We start from the raw sequence: 22928 nt of genomic DNA on the forward strand, positions 1-22928 counted from the left end.
CCGCGCAGTGGCGCGGGTTTCTAGTCTTACTGGTGACGATTCAACGCTGAATTTCGCCCGCCAGTCTACCGCGCACAGTGGATGCGTTTAGTAGTAGTAGACCGGTGAAACGAATGGTGCGTGTCATGAATCGTGCTCCGTTAAATTCAATATGCTTTTAGTGGTACTGGATACGGTTGTTCATGTCAACCCCTGAGGATGAAAACGGGCCCGACAGATGGAATCAACCGGGTATTCACTTTAGCTAATTGTGCTGGTTTTAGCTTTTTTGACCCGATTAATTGTCTAATTTTGGACTTGAGAAAAGAGTTGCAGAAACCAATAAATATAAATGTTTAAAAATGAGTGAAATGTTTTATGAGGATGCTTTGTGTTTAAAGAGTTTTGATATCATAAACTTATAGATGCAGTGAATCTTTTCCGGAATGCTGGAAATCGAATAGAGATAACAGGTTGTTAACTAACTGTAGGGCGATAGTAATAACAGTTTAATAATACTTAAGCCATCATTAACCTGACGGCAATTGTATATTGGTTTGATTTATGGTTTCATTTAAATCCTAAAGTCAAACATATCAGTTTTGTTCATTAATTTTCGTTAATATACAGTCTTTATTTATTCCTAATTTTAAATAATTCTCTTTCGCTGATCGTATTTGCATGATAAATGATATTTTTCAGGATTATTACCGTACGTTGGCAAAGGGGTGTAGCGTGACAGTGGAGTCAGAAGTGCCAGAAAATAATATTAAACAACCTCAAGCTACTGATGGGATTAAACCACAGTTACGCACGGTGGATCTGAATCTTCTGACGGTGTTTGATGCTGTCATGCAGGAACAGAATATCACCCGCGCTGCCCAAACCTTGGGGATGTCACAACCTGCCGTGAGTAATGCCGTTGCCAGGCTTAAGCTTATGTTTAACGACGAATTATTTGTTCGCTACGGGAGGGGGATCCAGCCTACGGCGCGCGCATTCCAGCTGTTTGGCTCCATTCGTCAGGCGTTGCAACTGGTCCAAAATGAGCTGCCGGGATCGGGCTTTGAACCCTTAAGCAGCGAGCGCGTATTCCATCTTTGTGTCTGTAGCCCTTTAGATAATTATTTAACGTCGATTATCTATAATAAAGTTGAAGAGATCGCACCAAATATCAATCTTGTTTTTAAATCATCCCTGAATCAAAACACAGAACATCAGTTACGCTATCAGGAGATCGAATTCGTTCTGGGGTATGAAGAGTTCCGTCGTCCGGAATTTTCCTGCGTGCCGCTGTTTAAAGATGAAATGGTTTTGGTCGCCAGTAAAAAACACCCGCGCCTGAATTCTCCGCTGCGAGAAAACGATGTTTATAACGAGCAGCACGCCGTTGTTGCGCTCGACAGATATGCTTCCTTTAGCCTGCCGTGGTATGACACTGCGGATAAACAGGCGAGCGTGGCTTATCAGGGCATGGCCATGGTCAGCGTATTAAACGTGGTTTCCCAGACACAGCTGGTGGCAATTGCGCCGCGCTGGCTGGCAGAAGAGTTTTCTGACCCTTTAAATCTGCAAATTTTGCCTCTGCCGCTCAAGCTAAATAGCCGTACCTGTTATCTTTCCTGGCATGAAGCAGCGGGCCGGGATAAAGGACATCAGTGGATGGAAGAGTTGCTGGTTGGCATCTGTCGCCGGTAAACGCATCAGGATAAATCGCATCGGTTTATGTGATTTATCCTGAGTTTTTTTAGATAACTGCTATTTTCTTCTGTGATGATTTTTTTTTGGCTGCTCTACGGCACGCAAAAATAGATGATTTCCTGCATTGTCGCGCTTTTCAGCGATGATTTATCACCTCACTCTCTATTCCCAGAGGAATTAACCATATCTTCTGTGAACGGCTGGTTTTTCTGCTTTACGCACCGTTTATCTCCCCGGGTTTGCTAATTGCCTGCCTCATAACGAGCGGTTAAGGTAAAGAACACTCTGCAAAATATAAGATTGGTTCATCCCAATCGTAAGACGGTGCGGAAATGAATTCGGCAGTCCGTCTATAACAAAATGCCTGGAGGCAAAGCATGGAGATGTTGTCTGGCGCGGAAATGGTCGTTCGATCGCTGATCGATCAGGGCGTAAAGCAAGTGTTCGGCTACCCTGGCGGTGCGGTTCTCGATATTTATGATGCGCTGCATACGGTTGGGGGCATTGACCATGTTCTGGTACGTCACGAGCAGGCGGCGGTACACATGGCTGACGGCCTGGCACGTGCGACGGGTGAAGTGGGCGTGGTGTTAGTCACGTCAGGCCCCGGCGCGACAAACGCCATTACCGGGATTGCGACGGCCTATATGGACTCTATCCCGCTGGTGATCCTCTCCGGGCAGGTGGCAACCTCACTGATTGGCTACGATGCGTTTCAGGAGTGCGACATGGTTGGGATTTCGCGTCCCGTTGTGAAGCACAGCTTTCTGGTCAAGCAAACAGAAGACATTCCCGGCGTACTGAAAAAAGCCTTCTGGCTGGCGGCGAGCGGACGCCCGGGACCGGTGGTGGTCGATCTGCCTAAAGATATTCTCAATCCTGCAAACAAGCTGCCTTATGTCTGGCCGGAATCGGTCAGCATGCGCTCTTATAATCCCACAACGCAGGGGCATAAAGGTCAGATCAAGCGAGCGTTGCAAACGCTTCTGGCAGCCAAAAAACCGGTGGTCTATGTCGGTGGCGGGGCGATCAACTCTGCCTGTGAAGCCCAGCTTCGTGAACTGATTGAAAAGCTTAACCTTCCCGTTGCGTCGTCACTGATGGGGCTGGGGGCGTTTCCTGCCACCCATCGTCAGGCGCTGGGGATGCTGGGTATGCACGGTACTTATGAAGCCAACATGACAATGCATCATTCCGATGTGATCTTTGCCGTCGGCGTGCGCTTTGACGATCGCACCACCAACAACCTGGCGAAGTATTGCCCGAACGCCACCGTGCTGCACATTGATATCGATCCAACGTCAATTTCAAAAACGGTGTCGGCTGATGTGCCGATCGTCGGTGATGCCCGTCAGGTTCTGGAACAAATGCTGGATCTGCTGACTCAGGAGAGTGCAACCCAGCCGCTGGATGAGATCCGCGACTGGTGGCAGCAGATTGAGCAATGGCGCGCGCGTCAGTGCCTTAAATATGACACGCAAAGTGAAAACATTAAGCCGCAGGCGGTCATTGAAGCGGTGTGGCGACTGACGAAAGGTGAGGCGTACGTGACCTCAGACGTGGGGCAGCATCAGATGTTTGCCGCCCTGTATTACCCGTTTGATAAACCGCGACACTGGATCAACTCCGGTGGTTTGGGAACTATGGGCTTTGGTCTGCCTGCCGCGCTGGGCGTGAAGCTGGCGCTGCCGAATGAAACCGTCGTCTGCGTGACGGGGGACGGCAGTATTCAGATGAACATTCAGGAGCTGTCTACCGCGCTGCAATATGAACTGCCGGTACTGGTGCTGAACCTGAATAACGGGTATCTCGGTATGGTGAAGCAGTGGCAGGATATGATCTACTCTGGCCGCCACTCTCAGTCATACATGAAATCGCTGCCGGATTTTGTTCGTCTTGCTGAAGCTTACGGCCATGTAGGCATGCGGGTGACCGATCCGGCTGAGCTGGAGACGAAGCTCGCGCAAGCGCTTGAGCACGTTAAAAACAACCGCCTCGTCTTTATGGATGTGATTGTTGATGGGACCGAGCACGTTTATCCGATGCATATTCGTGGTGGTGGTATGGATGAAATGTGGTTAAGCAAAACGGAGAGAACCTGATATGCGCCGGATATTATCTGTTTTACTGGAAAACGAGTCTGGCGCACTGTCTCGCGTCATTGGCCTTTTTGCGCAGCGCGGTTATAACATTGAAAGCCTGACCGTTGCCCCAACGGAAGACCCGACGCTGTCGCGCATGACGATCCAAACCGTCGGCGATGCCAAAGTGCTTGAGCAAATTGAAAAACAGCTGCATAAGCTGGTCGACGTACTGCGCGTGAGCGAGCTGGGGCAGGGGGCCTACGTTGAGCGTGAGGTCATGCTGGTGAAAATCCAGGCCAGCGGCTACGGGCGTGATGAAGTCAAACGCAATGCGGATATTTTCCGCGGACAAATTATCGACGTCACGCCTTCTCTTTATACTGTGCAGCTGGTCGGGACAAGCGACAAGCTGGATGCTTTCCTCGCGTCCGTGCGGGACGTTGCAAAAATTGTCGAGGTGGCGAGATCGGGTGTCGTAGGTCTGTCACGCGGCGAGAAAATCATGCGTTAGTTGTCAAAAAGGTTCGCCTCTTTCTGCCCGGTCACCAAAGCCGGGCTTTTTTTTGCGTAATCAGCCGACAACGCAGATAAAAGCGGTTGCCGCGAAGTCTTTTCTGCGTTTAGATGTTAAAAGATTTAACCATAACCTTGACAGGGCCATGGACTCTTTTCTTTTTTTAAGGGGCAATTGTGAAACTGGATGAAATCGCCCGGCTAGCCGGCGTGTCACGAACAACGGCCAGCTATGTGATTAACGGTAAAGCAAAGCAGTACCGTGTCAGCGACAAGACCGTTGAAAAAGTTATGGCGGTGGTTCGTGAGCATAACTACCATCCGAATGCTGTCGCAGCCGGTCTGCGTGCCGGGCGTACCCGCTCTATTGGTCTGGTGATCCCTGACCTGGAAAACACCAGCTATACCCGTATCGCCAACTATCTTGAACGTCAGGCGCGCCAGCGCGGCTATCAATTGCTGATTGCCTGCTCGGAAGACCAGCCCGACAACGAAATGCGTTGCATTGAGCATCTGCTCCAGCGCCAGGTGGATGCCATCATCGTGTCGACCTCCTTGCCGCCAGAGCATCCGTTCTACCAGCGCTGGGCGAACGACCCGTTCCCAATCGTGGCGCTGGATCGCGCGCTCGATCGCGAGCATTTCACCAGCGTCGTGGGTGCGGATCAGGATGATGCCGAAATGCTGGCCGCAGAGCTCAGAACGTTCCCCGCTGAAACAGTGCTGTATCTTGGCGCGTTGCCCGAGCTTTCCGTGAGCTTCCTGCGTGAGCAGGGATTCAGAACCGCCTGGAAAGACGATCCGCGCGAGGTTCACTACCTCTATGCCAACAGCTACGAACGCGAAGCCGCAGCGCAGCTGTTTGAGAAATGGCTGGAAACGCATCCGATGCCTCAGGCGTTGTTCACCACGTCATTTGCGCTGTTGCAGGGTGTCATGGATGTGACCTTACGTCGTGAAGGTAAACTGCCCTCCGACCTGGCGATTGCCACGTTCGGGGATAATGAGCTGCTCGACTTCCTGCAGTGCCCGGTGCTGGCGGTAGCACAGCGTCACCGCGATGTGGCTGAACGCGTGCTTGAGATTGTGCTGGCAAGCCTGGATGAGCCGCGCAAACCGAAGCCGGGTCTGACGCGTATCAAACGTAATCTCTACCATCGCGGAATTTTAAGCCGCCAAAAATGAAATGACGGGGCGGAGAAATCTGCCCCATTTTGCTGTGATTATTCGTGCAGATAATTCCCGGAGAGAAATTAGGATAATTCTTGCGGGATCGTAATCGCCTATTTTTTTAATTCATTCTGGCTTTTAAATTGTCCTTTTAAAGAACATGCGGGCGATTTTAAACAGCTATCTTTGTATTATTTTGTTACAAACCCTCTTCGGTCGATGAATATTCAGACGTTTTTCCTCTTACTGCTTCAGCTTACGTGGCAACCTCCGCGCTTACCGGGCACCTGGATGAATCTGGCGCTGTTATCCCCTGAGAATCTGTCATAAAATGCTGTCCGCGTCGCAAACTGACACTTTATATTTATCTGCGATGATATTGAGTGAGCTTTAACGCTAGTGTGCATATTCGGTTTTTTTCTTACAAATATTCATAACGTTAATTTTGCCTCGCCAGTTGTGCAGTTATTAACCAGGACTGTTTATCTCTGTAAATAGAGGGCTTTCGGGTCCTTATAGGGAGAGTCCTGGCTTGACAAGCTTTTCCCTCGCTCCGTAAACTCCTTTAGGTGGGAATTTGTGGGTTAAAGTGGTGAGGAGGGGTGAGACTGGCATGTTCCGTGGAGCTACGTTAGTCAATCTCGACAGCAAAGGGCGTTTATCGGTACCAACCCGATACCGCGACCAGCTGATTGAGAACGCTGCGGGTCAAATGGTTTGCACCATTGACATTAACTCCCCCTGCCTGCTGCTTTACCCCTTGCCTGAATGGGAAATTATTGAGCAAAAGCTGTCGCGACTGTCGAGCATGAATCCGCAGGAACGCCGCGTGCAGCGGCTGTTATTGGGACATGCCAGTGAATGTCAGATGGATAACGCAGGGCGGTTACTGATTGCCCCTGTGTTGCGGCAACATGCCGGTCTGACCAAAGAAGTGATGCTGGTCGGGCAGTTCAACAAGTTTGAACTGTGGGATGAAACGACCTGGTATCAACAGGTCAAGGAAGATATCGACGCTGAGCAGTCTGATTCCGCGACATTATCGGAACGGCTGCAGGACTTGTCTCTATAAATATGATGGAAAATTATAAACACAAAACGGTGTTACTGGACGAGGCCGTAAACGGTCTGAATATTCGTCCGGATGGCATCTACATTGATGGCACGTTTGGTCGCGGTGGTCACTCGCGTTTGATTCTCTCCCAGCTTGGAGAGGAAGGACGTCTGCTGGCAATCGATCGCGATCCGCAGGCAATTGCCGTTGCACAAACCATCAATGACCCACGCTTTTCCATCGTGCATGGACCTTTCTCTGCGCTCGCGGATTATGTTGCCGAGCGTGGCCTGACGGGCAAGATCGACGGGATTCTTCTCGATCTTGGCGTCTCTTCACCCCAGCTTGATGACGCTGAACGTGGTTTCTCCTTTATGCGTGATGGTCCGCTGGACATGCGTATGGACCCGACGCGCGGTCAGTCTGCCGCTGAGTGGTTACAGACCGCTGACGAAGCAGATATTGCATGGGTCATCAAAACGTTTGGCGAAGAGCGCTTTGGCAAACGTATTGCGCGCGCCATCGTTGAGCGCAATCGCATTGAGCCCATGACCCGTACCAAAGAGTTGGCCGAAGTGATCGCGGCGGCGACACCGGTGAAGGATAAGCACAAACATCCCGCGACCCGTACCTTCCAGGCGGTTCGCATCTGGGTAAACAGTGAACTGGAGGAAATAGAGCTGGCGCTAAAAAGCTCGCTCGACGTGCTGGCCCCGGGTGGGCGGTTATCCATCATCAGCTTCCATTCGCTGGAAGACCGTATTGTGAAACGCTTTATGCGTGAACAAAGCCGCGGTCCACAGGTGCCAGCGGGGCTGCCGATGACGGAAGAACAACTCAGGAAACTGGGTGGCCGTCAGTTGCGAGCATTAGGCAAGTTGATGCCGGGCGAAGAAGAAGTGGCAGAGAATCCACGCGCCCGTAGTTCAGTGCTGCGTGTTGCAGAGAGGACGAACGCATGATCGGCAGAGTGACAGAGACCCTAAGCAAAGTTAAGGATTCGTTAGGAAGCAACGAGCGCCATGCCTTGCCTGGCGTGATCGGCGACGATCTTTTGCGGTTTGGGAAACTGCCACTCTGTCTGTTCATTTGCATCATTGTCACGGCAGTTACGGTGGTGACCACCGCCCACCATACACGTTTATTGACTGCGCAACGCGAGCAGATGGTACTGGAACGCGATGCGCTGGATATTGAATGGCGAAATCTGATCCTTGAAGAAAACGCGCTCGGCGATCACAGCCGGGTTGAACGGATCGCAACGGAAAAGCTGCAGCTGCAGCATGTTGATCCTTCGCAGGAAAATATCGTAGTACAAAAATAAGGGAAAACGCGACGCATGAAAGCAGCGGCAAAAACGCTAAAACCAAAACGTCAGGAAGAACAGGCCAACTTTGTCAGTTGGCGTTTTGCGTTGCTTTGCGGCTGCATTTTACTCGCTCTGGGTTTTCTGCTGGGACGCGTGGCCTGGCTGCAAATCATCGCCCCTGACATGCTGGTGCGTCAGGGCGACATGCGCTCCCTGCGCGTCCAGGAAGTGTCGACATCCCGCGGGATGATCACCGACCGTTCGGGTCGTCCGCTGGCGGTGAGCGTGCCGGTGAAGGCGATCTGGGCCGATCCTAAAGAGCTGCACGACGCTGGCGGTATCACGCTTGATAACCGCTGGAAGGCGCTTGCGGATGCGCTGAAGATGCCGCTGGACCAGTTAGCTTCACGCGTAAATACGAACCCGCGAGGGCGCTTTATCTATCTGGCACGTCAGGTGAACCCTGACATGGCGGACTACATCAAAAAATTGAAGCTGCCTGGGATCCATCTGCGTGAAGAATCCCGTCGTTACTATCCATCCGGCGAAGTGACTGCTCACCTCATTGGCTTTACTAACGTTGATAGCCAGGGGATTGAAGGCGTTGAAAAAAGCTTTGATAAATGGCTCACCGGCCAGCCCGGTGAGCGCATCGTGCGTAAAGACCGCTATGGTCGCGTAATTGAGGATATTTCCTCTACGGACAGCCAGGCCGCACACAATCTGGCCCTGAGTATTGATGAGCGGTTACAGGCGCTGGTTTACCGCGAGCTGAACAATGCCGTGGCCTTCAACAAAGCGGAATCGGGCAGTGCCGTGTTAGTCGATGTCAACACGGGTGAAGTGCTGGCGATGGCCAATAGCCCGTCCTACAACCCTAACAATCTTACCGGTACGCAGAAGGATATTATGCGTAACCGTACCATCACCGACGTGTTCGAACCGGGTTCGACCGTTAAGCCGATGGTGGTCATGACTGCCCTTCAGCGCGGTATCGTCAATGAAAACACCGTCCTGAATACCATTCCATACCGAATTAACGGCCACGAGATCAAAGACGTGGCGCGCTACAGCGAATTGACCCTGACCGGGGTGTTACAGAAGTCGAGTAACGTCGGTGTTTCAAAGCTGGCGTTAGCGATGCCGTCCTCAGCGTTAGTAGAGACTTACTCACGTTTTGGGCTTGGAAAGGCGACCAATTTGGGGTTGGTCGGAGAACGCAGTGGCTTATATCCTCAAAAACAACGGTGGTCTGACATAGAGAGGGCCACCTTCTCTTTCGGCTACGGGCTAATGGTGACACCGTTACAGTTAGCGCGAGTCTACGCAACGATCGGCAGCTATGGCGTTTATCGTCCGCTGTCGATTACCAAAGTTGATCCACCGGTTCCCGGCGAGCGTATCTTCCCGGAATCAACCGTCCGTACGGTTGTTCATATGATGGAAAGCGTGGCGCTGCCCGGCGGCGGCGGCGTGAAGGCGGCAATCAAAGGTTATCGCATCGCCATCAAGACCGGCACGGCGAAAAAAGTAGGGCCGGACGGCCGCTATATCAACAAATACATTGCCTATACCGCAGGCGTTGCGCCTGCAAGCAATCCGCGTTTTGCGCTGGTGGTCGTGATAAACGATCCACAGGCGGGTAAATACTACGGCGGCGCCGTCTCCGCGCCTGTGTTCGGGGCTATCATGGGCGGCGTGTTACGCACCATGAACATCGAACCGGATGCGCTGGCGACGGGCGAAAAAAGTGAATTTGTAATTAATCAAGGCGAGGGTACAGGTGGCAGATCGTAATTTGCGCGACCTTCTCGCTCCGTGGGTGCCAAATGCACCGGAGCGAGCACTGCGAGAGATGGTACTGGACAGCCGCGTGGCTGCTTCTGGCGATCTTTTTGTGGCGGTGGTCGGTCATCAGGCGGACGGGCGTCGTTATATCCCGCAGGCGATTGCGCAAGGTGTGGCTGCCATTATTGCTGAGGCGAAAGATGAGGCAACCGACGGTGAGATCCGTGAAATGCACGGGGTGCCGGTCATCTATCTCAGCCAGTTAAACGAGCGTCTTTCCGCGCTGGCGGGACGTTTTTATCACGAACCTTCCGACCAGCTGCGCCTGGTAGGCGTCACGGGTACGAACGGTAAAACCACTACCACGCAGCTGATGGCGCAGTGGGCCCAGCTGCTGGGTGAAACCGGTGCGGTGATGGGTACCGTGGGTAACGGCCTGCTGGGCAAAGTGAGCCCGACGGAAAACACCACCGGCTCGGCCGTAGACGTACAGCATGTGCTTGCCGGTCTGGCAGGGCAGGGGGCAACCTTTGCTGCGATGGAAGTCTCTTCGCACGGTCTGGTTCAGCACCGCGTCGCGGCGCTGAAATTTGCCGCTTCCGTGTTTACCAACCTGAGCCGCGATCATCTTGATTATCATGGTGATATGGAGCATTACGAAGCCGCGAAATGGCTGCTGTTCTCTACTCACCATTACGGACAAGCCATCATCAACGCCGACGACGAAGTGGGCCGCCGCTGGCTGGCGAAGCTGCCGGATGCGGTTGCGGTGTCGATGGAAGACCATATCAATCCGAACTGCCACGGCCGCTGGCTGAAGGCGGTTGAGGTGAATTATCACGACAGCGGGGCGACAATCCGCTTTGCCTCTTCCTGGGGTGAAGGCGAAATTGAAAGCCGCCTGATGGGCGCCTTTAACGTCAGCAATCTTCTGCTGGCGCTGGCAACGCTGCTGGCGCTGGGTTATCCAATGGCTGAACTGCTGAAAACCTCAGCGCGTCTGCAGCCGGTTTGCGGCCGTATGGAAGTGTTCAGCGCGCCGGGCAAGCCGACCGTTGTGGTTGATTATGCCCACACGCCGGATGCGCTGGAAAAAGCGCTGGAAGCGGCGCGCCTGCACTGCGCCGGTAAGCTCTGGTGCGTGTTTGGCTGTGGCGGCGATCGCGATAAAGGCAAACGCCCGCTGATGGGGGCTATTGCCGAGCAGTTCGCAGATATTCCGGTTGTGACCGATGACAACCCGCGTACCGAAGAGCCGCGCGCCATCATTAATGACATTCTGGCGGGCATGCTGGACGCGGGCCGCGCTCGCGTGGTGGAAGGGCGTGCGGAAGCCGTGACCAACACCATCATGCAGGCGCAGGAGAATGATGTTGTCCTGCTGGCGGGCAAAGGCCATGAAGATTATCAGATCGTTGGCAATCGCCGTCTGGACTACTCGGACCGCGTAACGGCAGCACGCCTGCTGGGAGTCGTGGCATGATTAGCATCACGTTAAGCCAGGCTGCTGCCATCCTGCAGGGCGACCTGCACGGGCAAGACCTGACCATTGATGCCGTAACGACGGACACCCGCAAGATTACCGCAGGCTGTCTGTTTGTGGCGCTGAAAGGCGAGCGTTTTGACGCGCATGATTTTGCAGAACAGGCCAAAGAGAACGGCGCCGGTGCGCTGCTCGTCAGCCGCAAGCTCGATATCGATCTGCCACAAATTGTGGTGAAAGATACGCGTCTCGCGTTCGGTGAGCTGGCCGCCTGGGTTCGCCAGCAGGTCCCTACGCGCGTTGTCGCCTTGACCGGTTCATCAGGCAAGACGTCGGTGAAAGAGATGACGGCGGCGATCCTCAGCCAGTGCGGGAATACGCTTTATACCGCGGGCAACCTCAATAATGACATCGGCGTGCCGATGACGTTACTCCGCCTGACCAAAGAACATGAATTTGCGGTAATCGAGTTAGGGGCAAACCACCAGGGCGAAATCGCCTGGACCGTGAGCCTGACTCGCCCGGAAGCCGCGCTGGTGAATAACCTCGCGGCGGCGCATCTGGAAGGCTTTGGCTCGCTGGAAGGCGTAGCGAAAGCCAAAGGTGAGATTTACACCGGTCTGCCGGATGACGGTATCGCCATTCTGAACGCCGACAACAACGACTGGCTGAACTGGCAAAGCATTATTGGTTCGCGTAAAACCTGGCGCTTCTCGCCGAATGCGGCCAACAGTGATTTTACCGCGACCAATATCCATGTGACGTCGCACGGTACGGAGTTCACCCTCACCACCCCAACGGGTGGCGTAGATGTGCTGCTGCCGCTGCCGGGTCGCCATAACATCGCCAATGCGCTTGCGGCGGCGGCGTTGTCGACGGCAGTGGGCGCGTCGCATGAAGCGATTAAAACCGGGCTGGCGAACCTGAAAGCCGTGCCGGGGCGTCTGTTCCCGATTCAGCTTTCGGAAAACAAGCTGCTGCTGGATGACTCCTACAACGCGAACGTGGGCTCGATGACGGCGGCGGTGCAGGTGTTATCTGAAATGCCGGGCTACCGCATCATGGTGGTGGGCGATATGGCAGAGCTGGGCGACGAAAGCGAAGCCTGCCATACCCAGGTCGGTGAAGCGGCGAAAGCGGCAGGGCTGGACTGCGTGCTGAGCGCAGGAAAACTGAGCCAGGCGATTAGCCAAGCCAGCGGCGTTGGCGAGCATTTTGCTGATAAAACCGCGTTGATAGCGCGCCTTAAGGCGTTGATTACCGAAAAACAAATTGTGACTGTGTTAGTGAAAGGTTCACGTAGTGCCGCCATGGAAGAGGTTGTGCACGCATTACAGGAGAACGGGACATGTTAGTTTGGCTGGCCGAACATTTGGTCAAATATTATTCAGGCTTTAACGTCTTTTCGTATCTGACGTTTCGCGCCATCGTCAGCCTGCTGACTGCGCTGTTCATCTCGTTGTGGATGGGCCCGCGCATGATTGCCCGTCTGCAAAAACTCTCTTTCGGCCAGGTTGTGCGTAACGACGGTCCGGAATCGCACTTCAGCAAGCGCGGCACGCCGACCATGGGCGGGATCATGATCCTGACCGCCATCGTCGTTTCCGTGTTGCTGTGGGCCTATCCCTCCAACCCGTACGTCTGGTGCGTTCTGACGGTACTGGTGGGTTACGGGATCATCGGTTTTGTGGATGATTACCGCAAAGTCGTCCGCAAAGATACCAAAGGCCTGATCGCGCGCTGGAAGTATTTCTGGATGTCGGTGATCGCGCTGGGCGTGGCCTTCGCTCTGTATCTGGCCGGGAAAGATACGCCAGCCACCGAGCTGGTCGTGCCGTTCTTTAAAGACGTGATGCCACAGCTGGGGCTGTTCTACATCCTGCTGGCCTACTTTGTGATTGTCGGTACCGGCAACGCCGTTAACCTGACCGACGGTCTGGATGGCCTGGCCATTATGCCAACCGTCTTTGTGGCCGCCGGTTTTGCGCTGGTGGCGTGGGCGACCGGTAACATGAACTTTGCGAACTACCTGCACATCCCTTATTTGCGCCACGCGGGTGAGCTGGTGATCGTCTGTACGGCGATTGTCGGCGCGGGGCTGGGCTTCCTGTGGTTCAACACCTATCCGGCGCAGGTCTTTATGGGTGACGTCGGTTCTCTGGCCTTGGGCGGTGCGCTCGGCATTATCGCCGTACTGCTGCGTCAGGAGTTCCTGCTGGTGATCATGGGCGGCGTGTTTGTGGTTGAAACCCTGTCGGTGATTTTGCAGGTCGGTTCCTTCAAGCTGCGCGGTCAGCGCATCTTCCGTATGGCGCCGATTCACCACCACTATGAACTGAAAGGCTGGCCGGAGCCGCGCGTGATTGTGCGCTTCTGGATTATTTCGCTGATGCTGGTGCTGATTGGCCTGGCAACGCTGAAGGTACGTTAATCATGGCAGATTACCAGGGTAAAAAAGTCGTTATCATCGGGTTGGGCCTCACGGGGCTCTCCTGCGTGGACTTTTTCCTCGCACGCGGCGTGACGCCACGCGTGATGGATACGCGTGTCTCTCCGCCGGGTCTGGACAAACTGCCGGAACAGGTTGAACGCCACCTTGGTGGTCTGAATGATGACTGGCTGCTGGCAGCCGATCTGATTGTCGCCAGCCCGGGTATGGCGCTGGCGCACCCTTCGCTGAGCGCTGCTGCGGATGCGGGCGTTGAGATTGTCGGCGATATCGAGCTGTTCTGCCGCGAAGCGCAGGCACCTATTATCGCCATTACCGGTTCTAACGGTAAAAGCACCGTCACCACCCTGGTGGGGGAAATGGCGAAAGCGGCGGGCATGAACGTCGGCGTTGGCGGTAACATTGGTTTACCCGCTCTGATGCTGCTGGATAAAGGCTGCGAGCTGTATGTTCTCGAGCTTTCCAGCTTCCAGCTGGAAACCACCTCCAGCCTGCATGCTGCGGCCGCGACGATCCTCAACGTGACTGAAGATCATATGGACAGGTATCCATTTGGTCTGCAGCAGTACCGTGCCGCCAAGCTCCGCGTTTATGAAAATGCCAAAGTCTGCGTTGTTAACGCCGATGACGCGCTGACCATGCCGGTGCGTGGCGCAGACGATCGCTGTATCAGCTTCGGTATCACGATGGGGGATTACCACCTGAACCGTCAGCTGGGCGAAACCTGGCTGCGCGTGAAGGGTGAGAAAGTGCTGAACGTGAAAGAGATGAAGCTCTCTGGTCAGCACAACTATACCAATGCCCTGGCGGCGCTGGCGCTGGCGGATGCAGTAGGGCTGCCGCGATCCTCCAGCCTGAAAGCGTTAACCACGTTTTCTGGTCTGGCGCACCGTTTCCAGCTGGCGCTGGAGCACAACGGCGTGCGCTGGATTAACGACTCCAAAGCCACCAACGTCGGAAGCACGGAGGCCGCGCTGAACGGTCTGCACGTTGACGGCACCCTGCATTTACTGCTGGGCGGCGACGGTAAATCAGCTGATTTCTCCTCCCTGAAGCCGTATCTCGCCGGAGATAACATCCGCCTGTACTGCTTCGGCCGTGACGGCAGCGAGCTGGCTGAACTGCGCCCTGAGGTTGCCGAGCAAACCGAAACCATGGAACAGGCGATGCGGCTGATTGCCCCTCGCGTGAAGCCAGGCGATATGGTGCTGCTCTCTCCGGCCTGTGCCAGTCTCGATCAATTCAAGAATTTCGAACAGCGTGGTGATGTCTTTACCCGCCTGGCGAAGGAGTTAGGCTAATGCGTTTATCTCTCCCTCGCCTGAAAATGCCGCGCCTGCCAGGATTTGGGATCCTGGCATGGGTATTTGCGGCGCTCAAAGGCTGGGTGATGGGCTCTCGTCAAAAAGATAACGACAGCCTGGTCATGTACGATCGCACGCTGTTCTGGCTCACGATGGGGTTGGCGGCGGTAGGCTTTATTATGGTCACGTCAGCGTCAATGCCCGTCGGACAGCGTCTGGCGAACGATCCTTTCCTGTTTGCCAAGCGTGATGGTCTTTACATCATCCTGGCGTTCTGTCTGGCGCTGGTGACCTTGCGTCTGCCGATGGAGTTCTGGCAGCGCCACAGTACGGCGATGCTGATCGCCTCGATTATTATGCTGCTGATCGTACTGGTGGTGGGGAGCTCTGTTAACGGGGCATCACGCTGGATCGCCTTTGGCCCGCTGCGTATTCAGCCTGCGGAATTTACCAAACTCTCCCTGTTCTGCTACCTGGCAAACTACCTGGTGCGTAAGGTAGATGAAGTGCGTAACAACCTGCGCGGCTTCTTAAAACCGATGGGTGTGATTCTGGTGCTGGCGGTATTACTGCTGGCGCAGCCTGACCTCGGTACCGTTGTCGTGCTGTTCGTTACCACCCTGGCGATGCTGTTCCTGGCGGGCGCGAAGCTGTGGCAGTTCATCGCTATTATCGGGATGGGGATTTCGGCGGTTGTGCTGCTGATCCTCGCCGAGCCTTACCGTATTCGCCGTGTGACCTCATTCTGGAACCCGTGGGAAGATCCGTTCGGCAGCGGTTATCAGCTGACGCAGTCGCTGATGGCCTTTGGTCGCGGTGAAGTCTGGGGGCAGGGGCTGGGTAACTCGGTACAGAAACTGGAGTATTTACCGGAAGCGCATACTGACTTCATCTTCTCCATTATTGCGGAAGAACTGGGTTATATCGGTGTGGTATTAGCGCTATTAATGGTATTCTTCGTCGCTTTCCGCGCCATGTCTATCGGCCGGAAAGCGCTGGAGATCGATCACCGCTTCTCAGGATTCTTAGCCTGTTCAATTGGTATCTGGTTTAGCTTCCAGGCATTGGTTAACGTCGGGGCCGCAGCGGGTATGCTGCCGACCAAAGGTCTGACGCTGCCGTTGATCAGTTATGGTGGTTCGAGTCTGTTGATTATGTCGACGGCCATCATGTTTTTGTTGCGTATAGATTATGAGACGCGTCTGGAAAAAGCCCAGGCGTTTACACGAGGTTCACGATGAATCAACCGAAGCGGTTAATGGTGATGGCAGGCGGTACCGGCGGACACGTTTTCCCGGGGCTGGCTGTTGCGCACCATTTAATGGATCAGGGCTGGCAGGTACGCTGGCTGGGAACCGCAGACCGCATGGAAGCCGATCTAGTACCGAAGCACGGTATCGAGATCGACTTTATTCGTATTTCCGGCCTTCGGGGCAAAGGCCTCAAGGCAATGCTGCTGGCACCGGTGCGTATTTTTAACGCCTGGCGCCAGGCGCGCACCATCATGAAGCGCTTTAAGCCAGATGTGGTGCTGGGCATGGGCGGCTATGTCTCTGGTCCTGGCGGGCTGGCGGCGTGGTCGTTAGGCATTCCCGTTGTGCTACATGAACAGAACGGTATTGCTGGTCTGACCAACAAGTGGCTGGCGAAAATCGCTACCAAAGTTATGCAGGCGTTTCCCGGTGCGTTCCCGAAAGCGGACGTGGTGGGTAACCCGGTGCGCGTGGACGTGCTGGCGCTCCCGCTGCCGGACGCTCGCCTGACGGGCCGTGAAGGGCCGGTTCGTGTACTGGTCGTCGGCGGCTCTCAGGGCGCACGCATTTTAAACCAGACGATGCCGCAGGTTGCCGCAAAGCTGGGGGATACCGTGACCATCTGGCACCAGAGCGGAAAAGGCGCTCAGCAGACCGTTGAGCAAGCTTACGCCGAGGCGGGGCAGCCGCAGCATAAAGTCACAGAATTTATCGACGACATGGCGGCGGCGTATGCCTGGGCCGATGTCGTGGTTTGTCGTTCAGGCGCGCTGACGGTGAGCGAGATCGCCGCCGCGGGTCTGCCGGCCCTGTTTGTGCCGTTCCAGCACAAAGACCGACAGCAGTACTGGAATGCGCTGCCGCTTGAGAAAGCCGGTGCCGCGAAGATTTTTGAACAGCCACAATTTACCGCCGACGCGGTCGCCACCACCCTGGCGGGCTGGAACAGAGACGCACTGCTGGAGATGGCGCAACGCGCACGCGCGGCCGCTATCCCTGATGCGACGGAACGGGTGGCAAAAGAAGTGAGCCTGGCAGCCCAGGCTTAACCCTCGCAGCGCGTGTTGCGCTGCACGAATTTTAAGTAGTCGATGGCGTTTAGAGAATGAATACACAACAACTGGCAAAACTGCGTTCAATCGTGCCCGAGATGCGTCGCGTCCGGCACATTCACTTTGTTGGCATCGGTGGTGCTGGCATGGGCGGTATTGCCGAAGTGTTAGCTAACGAAGGTTATCAGATCAGCGGGTCTGACCTGGCGCCAAACCCTGTTACGCAGCAGCTGGCGTCGCTTGGGGCGACTATCTATTTCAACCATCGTCCGGAAAACGTGCGCGATGCGAGCGTGGTGGTGGTCTCAAGCGCCATCTCCTCTGACAATCCGGAAATCGTTGCCGCGCATGAAGCGCGCATTCCGGTGATCCGCCGGGCAGAAATGCTGGCGGAATTGATGCGTTTCCGTCACGGCATCGCCATTGCCGGGACTCACGGTAAAACCACGACCACGGCGATGGTCTCCAGTATTTATGCGGAAGCGGGTCTCGACCCGACGTTCGTCAACGGCGGTCTGGTCAAAGCCGCGGGCGTACACGCGCGTCTGGGCCACAGTCGTTATCTGATTGCCGAAGCGGATGAGAGCGACGCGTCGTTCCTGCACCTGCAGCCGATGGTGGCGATTGTCACTAACATCGAAGCTGACCATATGGATACCTACCAGGGCGACTTCGAGAACTTAAAGCAGACCTTCATCAACTTTCTGCACAACCTGCCGTTCTATGGACGCGCGGTGATGTGCGTAGACGATCCGGTGATCCGCGAGCTGCTGCCGCGCGTGGGTCGTCAAATCACCACTTACGGCTTCAGTGAAGACGCTGACGTCCGCGTGGAAGAGTACAAACAGATTGGTGCGCAGGGGCATTTCACGCTGGCGCGTCAGGACAAAGAACTGCTGCACGTCACGCTGAATGCGCCAGGTCGCCATAACGCCCTCAATGCCGCAGCGGCTGTGGCCGTCGCGACGGAAGAAGGCATTGATGATGATGCCATTCTGCGCGCGCTGGAAAGCTTCCAGGGCACCGGCCGTCGCTTCGACTTCCTCGGTGAATTCCCACTGGACGCCGTGAACGGTAAAGCCGGCACTGCGATGCTGGTGGACGACTACGGCCACCATCCGACCGAAGTCGACGCCACCATTAAAGCCGCACGTGCAGGCTGGCCGGACAAAAATCTGGTGATGGTCTTCCAGCCGCACCGCTTCACGCGTACGCGCGATCTGTACGACGATTTCGCCAGCGTCCTGTCACAGGTAGACACCCTGTTAATGCTGGACGTGTACGCCGCAGGCGAGACGCCGATTCCGGGGGCCGACAGCCGCTCTCTGTGTCGTACCATCCGTGGACGCGGTAAAGTTGACCCTATTCTGGTTTCTGACCCTGCACAGGTGGCGGAAATTCTGGCACCTGTTCTGACAGGTAACGATTTGATTCTGATTCAGGGCGCGGGAAATATCGGCAAAATCGCCCGTACCTTAGCTGAAATCAAACTGAAGCCGCAAACCCAGGAGGATGAGCATCATGGCTGATAAGATTGCTGTCCTGTCTGGCGGCACCTCCGCCGAGCGCGAGGTTTCCCTGAATTCCGGCGCGGCTGTGCTGGCGGGACTGCGCGAAGGTGGCGTCAATGCGCATCTGGTCGACCCAAAAGAGGTCGACGTGACGCAATTAAAAGCCATGGGTTTCGATAAAGTCTTTATCGCTTTGCATGGTCGCGGCGGCGAAGACGGCACCCTGCAGGGGCTTCTGGATTTGATCGGCATGCCTTACACCGGCAGCGGCGTGATGGCCTCCGCTATCTCTATGGACAAACTGCGCAGCAAGCTTCTGTGGCAGGGCGCGGGGTTACCCGTTGCGCCATGGGTTGCGCTGACGCGTCGCGAATTTGAATTGGGCCTGCCGGATAGCGTTAATACACGCATTGCTGAACTGGGCTTACCGGTTATTGTAAAGCCCAGCCGGGAAGGCTCCAGCGTGGGAATGTCCAAAGTCGACAAAGCTGAAGATCTTTCGTCCGCTTTAGCACTGGCATTTCAACATGATGAAGAAGTTCTGATTGAAAAATGGCTCAGCGGGCCGGAATTTACCGTGGCGATGCTTGGCGAAGAAATTTTACCGTCAATCCGTATCCAACCGGCCGGAACCTTCTATGATTATGAGGCGAAGTATCTCTCTGATGAGACGCAATATTTCTGCCCTTGTGGTCTTGAAGCTGAGCGTGAAGCAGATTTACAGTCCCTGGTGCTTAAAGCCTGGCATGTTCTGGGTTGTCAGGGCTGGGGACGCATCGACGTGATGCAGGACAGTGACGGACAATTTTATCTGCTGGAAGCGAATACCTCTCCGGGAATGACCAGCCACAGCCTTGTGCCGATGGCCGCGCGTCAGGCGGGGATGAGCTTCTCGCAGTTAGTCGTACGCATTCTGGACCAGGCGGGCTGATATGTCTCAGGCTGCATTGAACACGCGCAACCGCGATGATGAGGACGAATACGCCTCTTCACGCCGCAGTAATGGAACGCGTCTTGCAGGCATCATTTTCCTGCTCGGGGTGCTGTGCACCGTGTTTATCAGCGGCTGGATGGTCCTGGGCTGGATGGAAGATGCGCAGCGGTTGCCGCTCTCTAAGCTGGTGGTCACCGGTGAGCGTCACTACACGCGTAACGACGATATTCGCCAGTCAATACTGGCGCTGGGGTCACCTGGCACCTTTATGACGCAGGACGTCAATATTATCCAGAGCCAGATAGAACGTCTGCCATGGATAAAACAGGCGAGCGTAAGAAAGCAATGGCCTGATGAATTGAAGATTCATCTGGTTGAATATGTGCCCATTGCGCGTTGGAATGATCAGCACATGGTTGACGCAGACGGAAACTCCTTCAGCGTCCCGGCCGATCGTGTCAACAAGCAAAATTTACCGATGTTGTATGGCCCGGAAGGTAGCGAAAACGAGGTGTTACAAGGTTTTCGCGAAATGGGTCAGGTGCTGGCGAAGGACAGGTTTACGTTAAAAGATGCTGCCATGACGGCGCGCCGTTCCTGGCAGCTGACGTTAACGAACGGCATTAAGCTCAACCTGGGACGCGGCGACACAATGAAGCGTCTGGCGCGTTTTGTCGAACTTTACCCGGTTTTACAGCAGCAGGCACAGACTGACGGCAAACGGATAAGCTACGTTGATTTGCGCTATGACTCAGGCGCAGCAGTCGGTTGGGTACCGGCTCCGGTCGAGGAACCTAATCAGCAACAGAATCAGGCACAGGTACAGGCAGAACAACAATGATCAAGGCGACGGACAGAAAACTGGTAGTTGGACTGGAGATTGGCACCGCGAAGGTTGCCGCTTTAGTAGGGGAAGTTCTGCCCGACGGTATGGTCAATATCATTGGCGTAGGCAGTTGCCCGTCCCGTGGTATGGATAAAGGTGGGGTAAACGATCTTGAATCGGTGGTGAAATGCGTTCAGCGCGCCATCGATCAGGCTGAACTGATGGCAGATTGCCAGATTTCTTCTGTCTATCTGGCCCTTTCTGGTAAGCACATTAGCTGCCAGAACGAAATCGGTATGGTGCCGATTTCCGAAGAAGAAGTGACGCAGGAAGACGTTGAAAACGTCGTGCACACGGCGAAATCCGTGCGTGTCCGCGACGAGCATCGCGTGCTGCATGTCATTCCGCAGGAATATGCGATTGACTACCAGGAAGGGATTAAGAACCCGGTCGGCCTTTCTGGCGTACGTATGCAGGCAAAAGTGCACCTGATCACATGTCACAACGATATGGCGAAGAACATTGTAAAAGCCGTTGAACGTTGTGGCCTGAAAGTTGACCAACTTATTTTCGCGGGTCTGGCGGCAAGTTATTCCGTGCTGACCGAAGATGAACGTGAACTGGGTGTCTGTGTGGTCGATATTGGTGGTGGTACAATGGATATCGCCGTGTATACCGGCGGTGCGTTGCGCCACACGAAAGTGATCCCTTATGCCGGGAACGTTGTGACCAGCGATATTGCTTACGCTTTTGGTACGCCGCCGAGCGATGCAGAAGCGATCAAAGTGCGCCACGGCTGTGCGCTGGGGTCTATCGTTGGCAAAGATGAGAGCGTTGAAGTGCCGAGCGTCGGTGGTCGTCCACCTCGTAGCCTGCAGCGCCAGACGTTGGCAGAGGTCATTGAGCCGCGCTATACCGAGCTGCTCAACCTGGTCAACGAAGAGATTTTACAGTTACAGGAACAGCTTCGTCAGCAGGGCGTTAAACATCATCTTGCGGCGGGGATTGTATTAACCGGCGGTGCAGCGCAAATTGAAGGTCTTGCTGCCTGTGCTCAGCGCGTATTCCATACGCAGGTGCGTATTGGTGCGCCGCTGAATATCACCGGTTTAACGGATTATGCTCAGGAGCCGTATTATTCAACGGCTGTGGGCCTGCTCCACTACGGGAAGGAATCTCATCTCAGTGGTGAAGCAGAAGTGGAAAAACGCGTCTCAGTGGGGTCGTGGGTCAAACGACTGAACAACTGGTTGCGAAAAGAGTTTTAATTTTTTTAAGAGACCGGAGAGAATTAGCGGTCTCGGGCGACAGGCACAACGGAGAGAGAAATTATGTTTGAACCTATGGAACTGACCAACGACGCGGTGATTAAAGTCATCGGCGTCGGTGGCGGCGGCGGTAACGCCGTAGAGCATATGGTGCGTGAACGCATTGAAGGTGTTGAATTCTTCGCAGTTAACACCGATGCGCAGGCACTGCGTAAGACGGCTGTAGGCCAGACTATCCAGATCGGCGGTGGTATCACCAAAGGGCTGGGAGCAGGGGCTAACCCGGAAGTCGGTCGCAATGCGGCTGAAGAAGATCGTGAAGCGCTGCGCGCTGCACTGGAAGGTGCGGACATGGTCTTCATCGCAGCAGGTATGGGTGGCGGTACCGGTACCGGCGCAGCACCTGTTGTGGCTGAAGTGGCAAAAGATTTAGGTATCCTGACCGTTGCTGTCGTGACTAAGCCTTTCAACTTTGAAGGCAAGAAGCGTATGGCTTTCGCGGAGCAGGGTATCACCGAGCTGTCCAAGCATGTGGACTCGCTGATCACCATCCCGAACGACAAACTGTTGAAAGTTCTGGGTCGCGGTATTTCCCTGCTGGACGCATTCGGTGCAGCAAACGACGTGCTGAAAGGCGCGGTTCAGGGTATCGCTGAACTGATTACCCGTCCTGGCCTGATGAACGTTGACTTTGCAGACGTTCGCACCGTGATGTCCGAAATGGGCTACGCGATGATGGGCTCTGGCGTGGCGAGCGGTGAAGACCGTGCTGAAGAAGCGGCTGAAATGGCTATCTCTTCTCCACTGCTGGAAGATATCGATCTGTCTGGTGCGCGCGGCGTGCTGGTCAACATTACCGCTGGCTTTGACCTGCGTCTGGATGAGTTCGAAACCGTGGGTAACACCATCCGTGCGTTCGCCTCTGACAACGCTACCGTGGTAATCGGTACTTCCCTTGACCCTGAAATGAACGACGAGCTGCGTGTTACCGTTGTTGCGACCGGTATCGGTATGGACAAGCGTCCTGAGATCACCCTGGTGACCAACAAGCAGACTCAGCAACCGGTAATGGATCGTTACCAGCAGCACGGTATGTCTCCTCTGACTCAGGAGCAGAAACCGGCCGCGAAAGTGGTGAACGACCCAACGCCGCAAACGGCGAAAGAGCCAGATTATCTGGATATCCCGGCGTTCCTGCGTAAGCAAGCTGACTAAGAATTGGCTGGAATTAGGGGATTTGCGCTCTTTGT

20 protein-coding genes are annotated in these 22928 nt (G+C 54.9%); 19 read left to right on the forward strand and 1 reads right to left on the reverse strand.

Annotated elements, in window-relative coordinates; all coding sequences use genetic code 11:
* Positions 1 to 40: 40 nt before the first annotated feature.
* A complete protein-coding gene (gene leuL, locus EnteroDNA1_RS22725; RefSeq protein ID WP_071786497.1) occupies positions 41 to 127 on the reverse strand; it encodes a leu operon leader peptide in 87 nt (28 codons plus the stop codon).
* Between the two features lie 605 nt (positions 128 to 732).
* Between leuL and leuO the strand changes: the two genes are divergently transcribed.
* From leuO to ftsZ, 19 genes are all read left to right on the forward strand, one after another.
* Positions 733 to 1677 carry a transcriptional regulator LeuO gene (leuO, locus tag EnteroDNA1_RS17555; RefSeq protein ID WP_047060143.1) on the forward strand — a complete coding sequence of 315 codons (945 nt, stop codon included), beginning with the start codon at positions 733 to 735 and terminating at the stop codon, positions 1675 to 1677.
* Between the two features lie 380 nt (positions 1678 to 2057).
* On the forward strand, positions 2058 to 3782 hold the full coding sequence (gene ilvI, locus EnteroDNA1_RS17560) for an acetolactate synthase 3 large subunit (RefSeq protein WP_033144626.1): 1725 nt from the start codon (positions 2058 to 2060) through the stop codon (positions 3780 to 3782).
* Position 3783: 1 nt separating this feature from the next.
* Positions 3784 to 4275 (forward strand): acetolactate synthase small subunit, encoded by a 492-nt coding sequence (ilvN, locus tag EnteroDNA1_RS17565; RefSeq protein WP_023310389.1) that lies wholly within the window; start codon positions 3784 to 3786, stop codon positions 4273 to 4275.
* Positions 4276 to 4454: 179 nt separating this feature from the next.
* On the forward strand, positions 4455 to 5462 hold the full coding sequence (cra, locus tag EnteroDNA1_RS17570; protein ID WP_008501993.1) for a catabolite repressor/activator: 1008 nt from the start codon (positions 4455 to 4457) through the stop codon (positions 5460 to 5462).
* 598 nt (positions 5463 to 6060) lie between these two features.
* The gene (gene mraZ / locus EnteroDNA1_RS17575; RefSeq protein WP_021240528.1) at positions 6061 to 6519 is read left to right on the forward strand and encodes a division/cell wall cluster transcriptional repressor MraZ; all 459 of its coding nucleotides are present in this window, start codon (positions 6061 to 6063) and stop codon (positions 6517 to 6519) included.
* A 2-nt stretch (positions 6520 to 6521) separates the two neighbouring features.
* Positions 6522 to 7463: a 16S rRNA (cytosine(1402)-N(4))-methyltransferase RsmH gene (rsmH, locus tag EnteroDNA1_RS17580; RefSeq protein ID WP_021240527.1), complete on the forward strand. Its 942-nt coding sequence runs from the start codon at positions 6522 to 6524 to the stop codon at positions 7461 to 7463.
* Entirely contained in the window at positions 7460 to 7825 is a 366-nt protein-coding gene (gene ftsL, locus EnteroDNA1_RS17585; protein WP_008501989.1) for a cell division protein FtsL, read from the forward strand. Before rsmH ends, ftsL begins: the two co-directional genes overlap by 4 nt.
* A gap of 15 nt (positions 7826 to 7840) precedes the next feature.
* A complete protein-coding gene (locus EnteroDNA1_RS17590; protein WP_033144627.1) occupies positions 7841 to 9607 on the forward strand; it encodes a peptidoglycan glycosyltransferase FtsI in 1767 nt (588 codons plus the stop codon).
* A complete protein-coding gene (murE, locus tag EnteroDNA1_RS17595; RefSeq protein ID WP_048979011.1) occupies positions 9594 to 11081 on the forward strand; it encodes a UDP-N-acetylmuramoyl-L-alanyl-D-glutamate--2,6-diaminopimelate ligase in 1488 nt (495 codons plus the stop codon). Before EnteroDNA1_RS17590 ends, murE begins: the two co-directional genes overlap by 14 nt.
* Positions 11078 to 12436 (forward strand): UDP-N-acetylmuramoyl-tripeptide--D-alanyl-D-alanine ligase, encoded by a 1359-nt coding sequence (gene murF / locus EnteroDNA1_RS17600; protein ID WP_069303666.1) that lies wholly within the window; start codon positions 11078 to 11080, stop codon positions 12434 to 12436. The genes murE and murF overlap by 4 nt, the downstream gene beginning before the upstream one ends.
* Positions 12430 to 13512 carry a phospho-N-acetylmuramoyl-pentapeptide-transferase gene (mraY, locus tag EnteroDNA1_RS17605; protein WP_008501985.1) on the forward strand — a complete coding sequence of 361 codons (1083 nt, stop codon included), beginning with the start codon at positions 12430 to 12432 and terminating at the stop codon, positions 13510 to 13512. The genes murF and mraY overlap by 7 nt, the downstream gene beginning before the upstream one ends.
* A 2-nt stretch (positions 13513 to 13514) precedes the next feature.
* Positions 13515 to 14831 (forward strand): UDP-N-acetylmuramoyl-L-alanine--D-glutamate ligase, encoded by a 1317-nt coding sequence (murD, locus tag EnteroDNA1_RS17610; protein WP_069303667.1) that lies wholly within the window; start codon positions 13515 to 13517, stop codon positions 14829 to 14831.
* Positions 14831 to 16075, forward strand: coding sequence for a cell division protein FtsW (gene ftsW / locus EnteroDNA1_RS17615; RefSeq protein WP_023310395.1), 1245 nt, complete (start codon positions 14831 to 14833; stop codon positions 16073 to 16075). Before murD ends, ftsW begins: the two co-directional genes overlap by 1 nt.
* Positions 16072 to 17136 carry an undecaprenyldiphospho-muramoylpentapeptide beta-N-acetylglucosaminyltransferase gene (gene murG, locus EnteroDNA1_RS17620; RefSeq protein WP_047060136.1) on the forward strand — a complete coding sequence of 355 codons (1065 nt, stop codon included), beginning with the start codon at positions 16072 to 16074 and terminating at the stop codon, positions 17134 to 17136. Before ftsW ends, murG begins: the two co-directional genes overlap by 4 nt.
* Positions 17137 to 17192: 56 nt before the next feature.
* On the forward strand, positions 17193 to 18668 hold the full coding sequence (murC, locus tag EnteroDNA1_RS17625) for a UDP-N-acetylmuramate--L-alanine ligase (RefSeq protein ID WP_033144631.1): 1476 nt from the start codon (positions 17193 to 17195) through the stop codon (positions 18666 to 18668).
* Complete coding sequence (locus EnteroDNA1_RS17630; protein ID WP_029741229.1) at positions 18661 to 19581, forward strand: D-alanine--D-alanine ligase; 921 nt, start codon at positions 18661 to 18663, stop codon at positions 19579 to 19581. The genes murC and EnteroDNA1_RS17630 overlap by 8 nt, the downstream gene beginning before the upstream one ends.
* Position 19582: 1 nt before the next feature.
* Positions 19583 to 20425, forward strand: a complete 843-nt coding sequence (gene ftsQ / locus EnteroDNA1_RS17635; RefSeq protein WP_023310399.1) for a cell division protein FtsQ — start codon at positions 19583 to 19585, stop codon at positions 20423 to 20425.
* Positions 20422 to 21678, forward strand: a complete 1257-nt coding sequence (gene ftsA / locus EnteroDNA1_RS17640; RefSeq protein WP_023334508.1) for a cell division protein FtsA — start codon at positions 20422 to 20424, stop codon at positions 21676 to 21678. The genes ftsQ and ftsA overlap by 4 nt, the downstream gene beginning before the upstream one ends.
* A gap of 63 nt (positions 21679 to 21741) precedes the next feature.
* Positions 21742 to 22893 (forward strand): cell division protein FtsZ, encoded by a 1152-nt coding sequence (gene ftsZ / locus EnteroDNA1_RS17645; protein ID WP_008501978.1) that lies wholly within the window; start codon positions 21742 to 21744, stop codon positions 22891 to 22893.
* Positions 22894 to 22928: the final 35 nt, after the last annotated feature.

This window comes from Enterobacter sp. HK169 (assembly GCF_001719105.1).
In the GTDB taxonomy this organism is placed as follows: domain Bacteria; phylum Pseudomonadota; class Gammaproteobacteria; order Enterobacterales; family Enterobacteriaceae; genus Enterobacter; species Enterobacter asburiae_B.

Coding starts and splice junctions, on each gene's coding strand:
- leuL (WP_071786497.1), bottom strand. CDS start 127: ATGACACGCACCATTCGTTTCACCGGTCTACTACTACTAAACGCATCC.
- ilvI (WP_033144626.1), top strand. CDS start 2,058: ATGGAGATGTTGTCTGGCGCGGAAATGGTCGTTCGATCGCTGATCGAT.
- ilvN (WP_023310389.1), top strand. CDS start 3,784: ATGCGCCGGATATTATCTGTTTTACTGGAAAACGAGTCTGGCGCACTG.
- mraZ (WP_021240528.1), top strand. CDS start 6,061: ATGTTCCGTGGAGCTACGTTAGTCAATCTCGACAGCAAAGGGCGTTTA.
- rsmH (WP_021240527.1), top strand. CDS start 6,522: ATGATGGAAAATTATAAACACAAAACGGTGTTACTGGACGAGGCCGTA.
- ftsL (WP_008501989.1), top strand. CDS start 7,460: ATGATCGGCAGAGTGACAGAGACCCTAAGCAAAGTTAAGGATTCGTTA.
- EnteroDNA1_RS17590 (WP_033144627.1), top strand. CDS start 7,841: ATGAAAGCAGCGGCAAAAACGCTAAAACCAAAACGTCAGGAAGAACAG.
- murF (WP_069303666.1), top strand. CDS start 11,078: ATGATTAGCATCACGTTAAGCCAGGCTGCTGCCATCCTGCAGGGCGAC.
- mraY (WP_008501985.1), top strand. CDS start 12,430: ATGTTAGTTTGGCTGGCCGAACATTTGGTCAAATATTATTCAGGCTTT.
- murD (WP_069303667.1), top strand. CDS start 13,515: ATGGCAGATTACCAGGGTAAAAAAGTCGTTATCATCGGGTTGGGCCTC.
- ftsW (WP_023310395.1), top strand. CDS start 14,831: ATGCGTTTATCTCTCCCTCGCCTGAAAATGCCGCGCCTGCCAGGATTT.
- murG (WP_047060136.1), top strand. CDS start 16,072: ATGAATCAACCGAAGCGGTTAATGGTGATGGCAGGCGGTACCGGCGGA.
- murC (WP_033144631.1), top strand. CDS start 17,193: ATGAATACACAACAACTGGCAAAACTGCGTTCAATCGTGCCCGAGATG.
- EnteroDNA1_RS17630 (WP_029741229.1), top strand. CDS start 18,661: ATGGCTGATAAGATTGCTGTCCTGTCTGGCGGCACCTCCGCCGAGCGC.
- ftsQ (WP_023310399.1), top strand. CDS start 19,583: ATGTCTCAGGCTGCATTGAACACGCGCAACCGCGATGATGAGGACGAA.
- ftsA (WP_023334508.1), top strand. CDS start 20,422: ATGATCAAGGCGACGGACAGAAAACTGGTAGTTGGACTGGAGATTGGC.
- ftsZ (WP_008501978.1), top strand. CDS start 21,742: ATGTTTGAACCTATGGAACTGACCAACGACGCGGTGATTAAAGTCATC.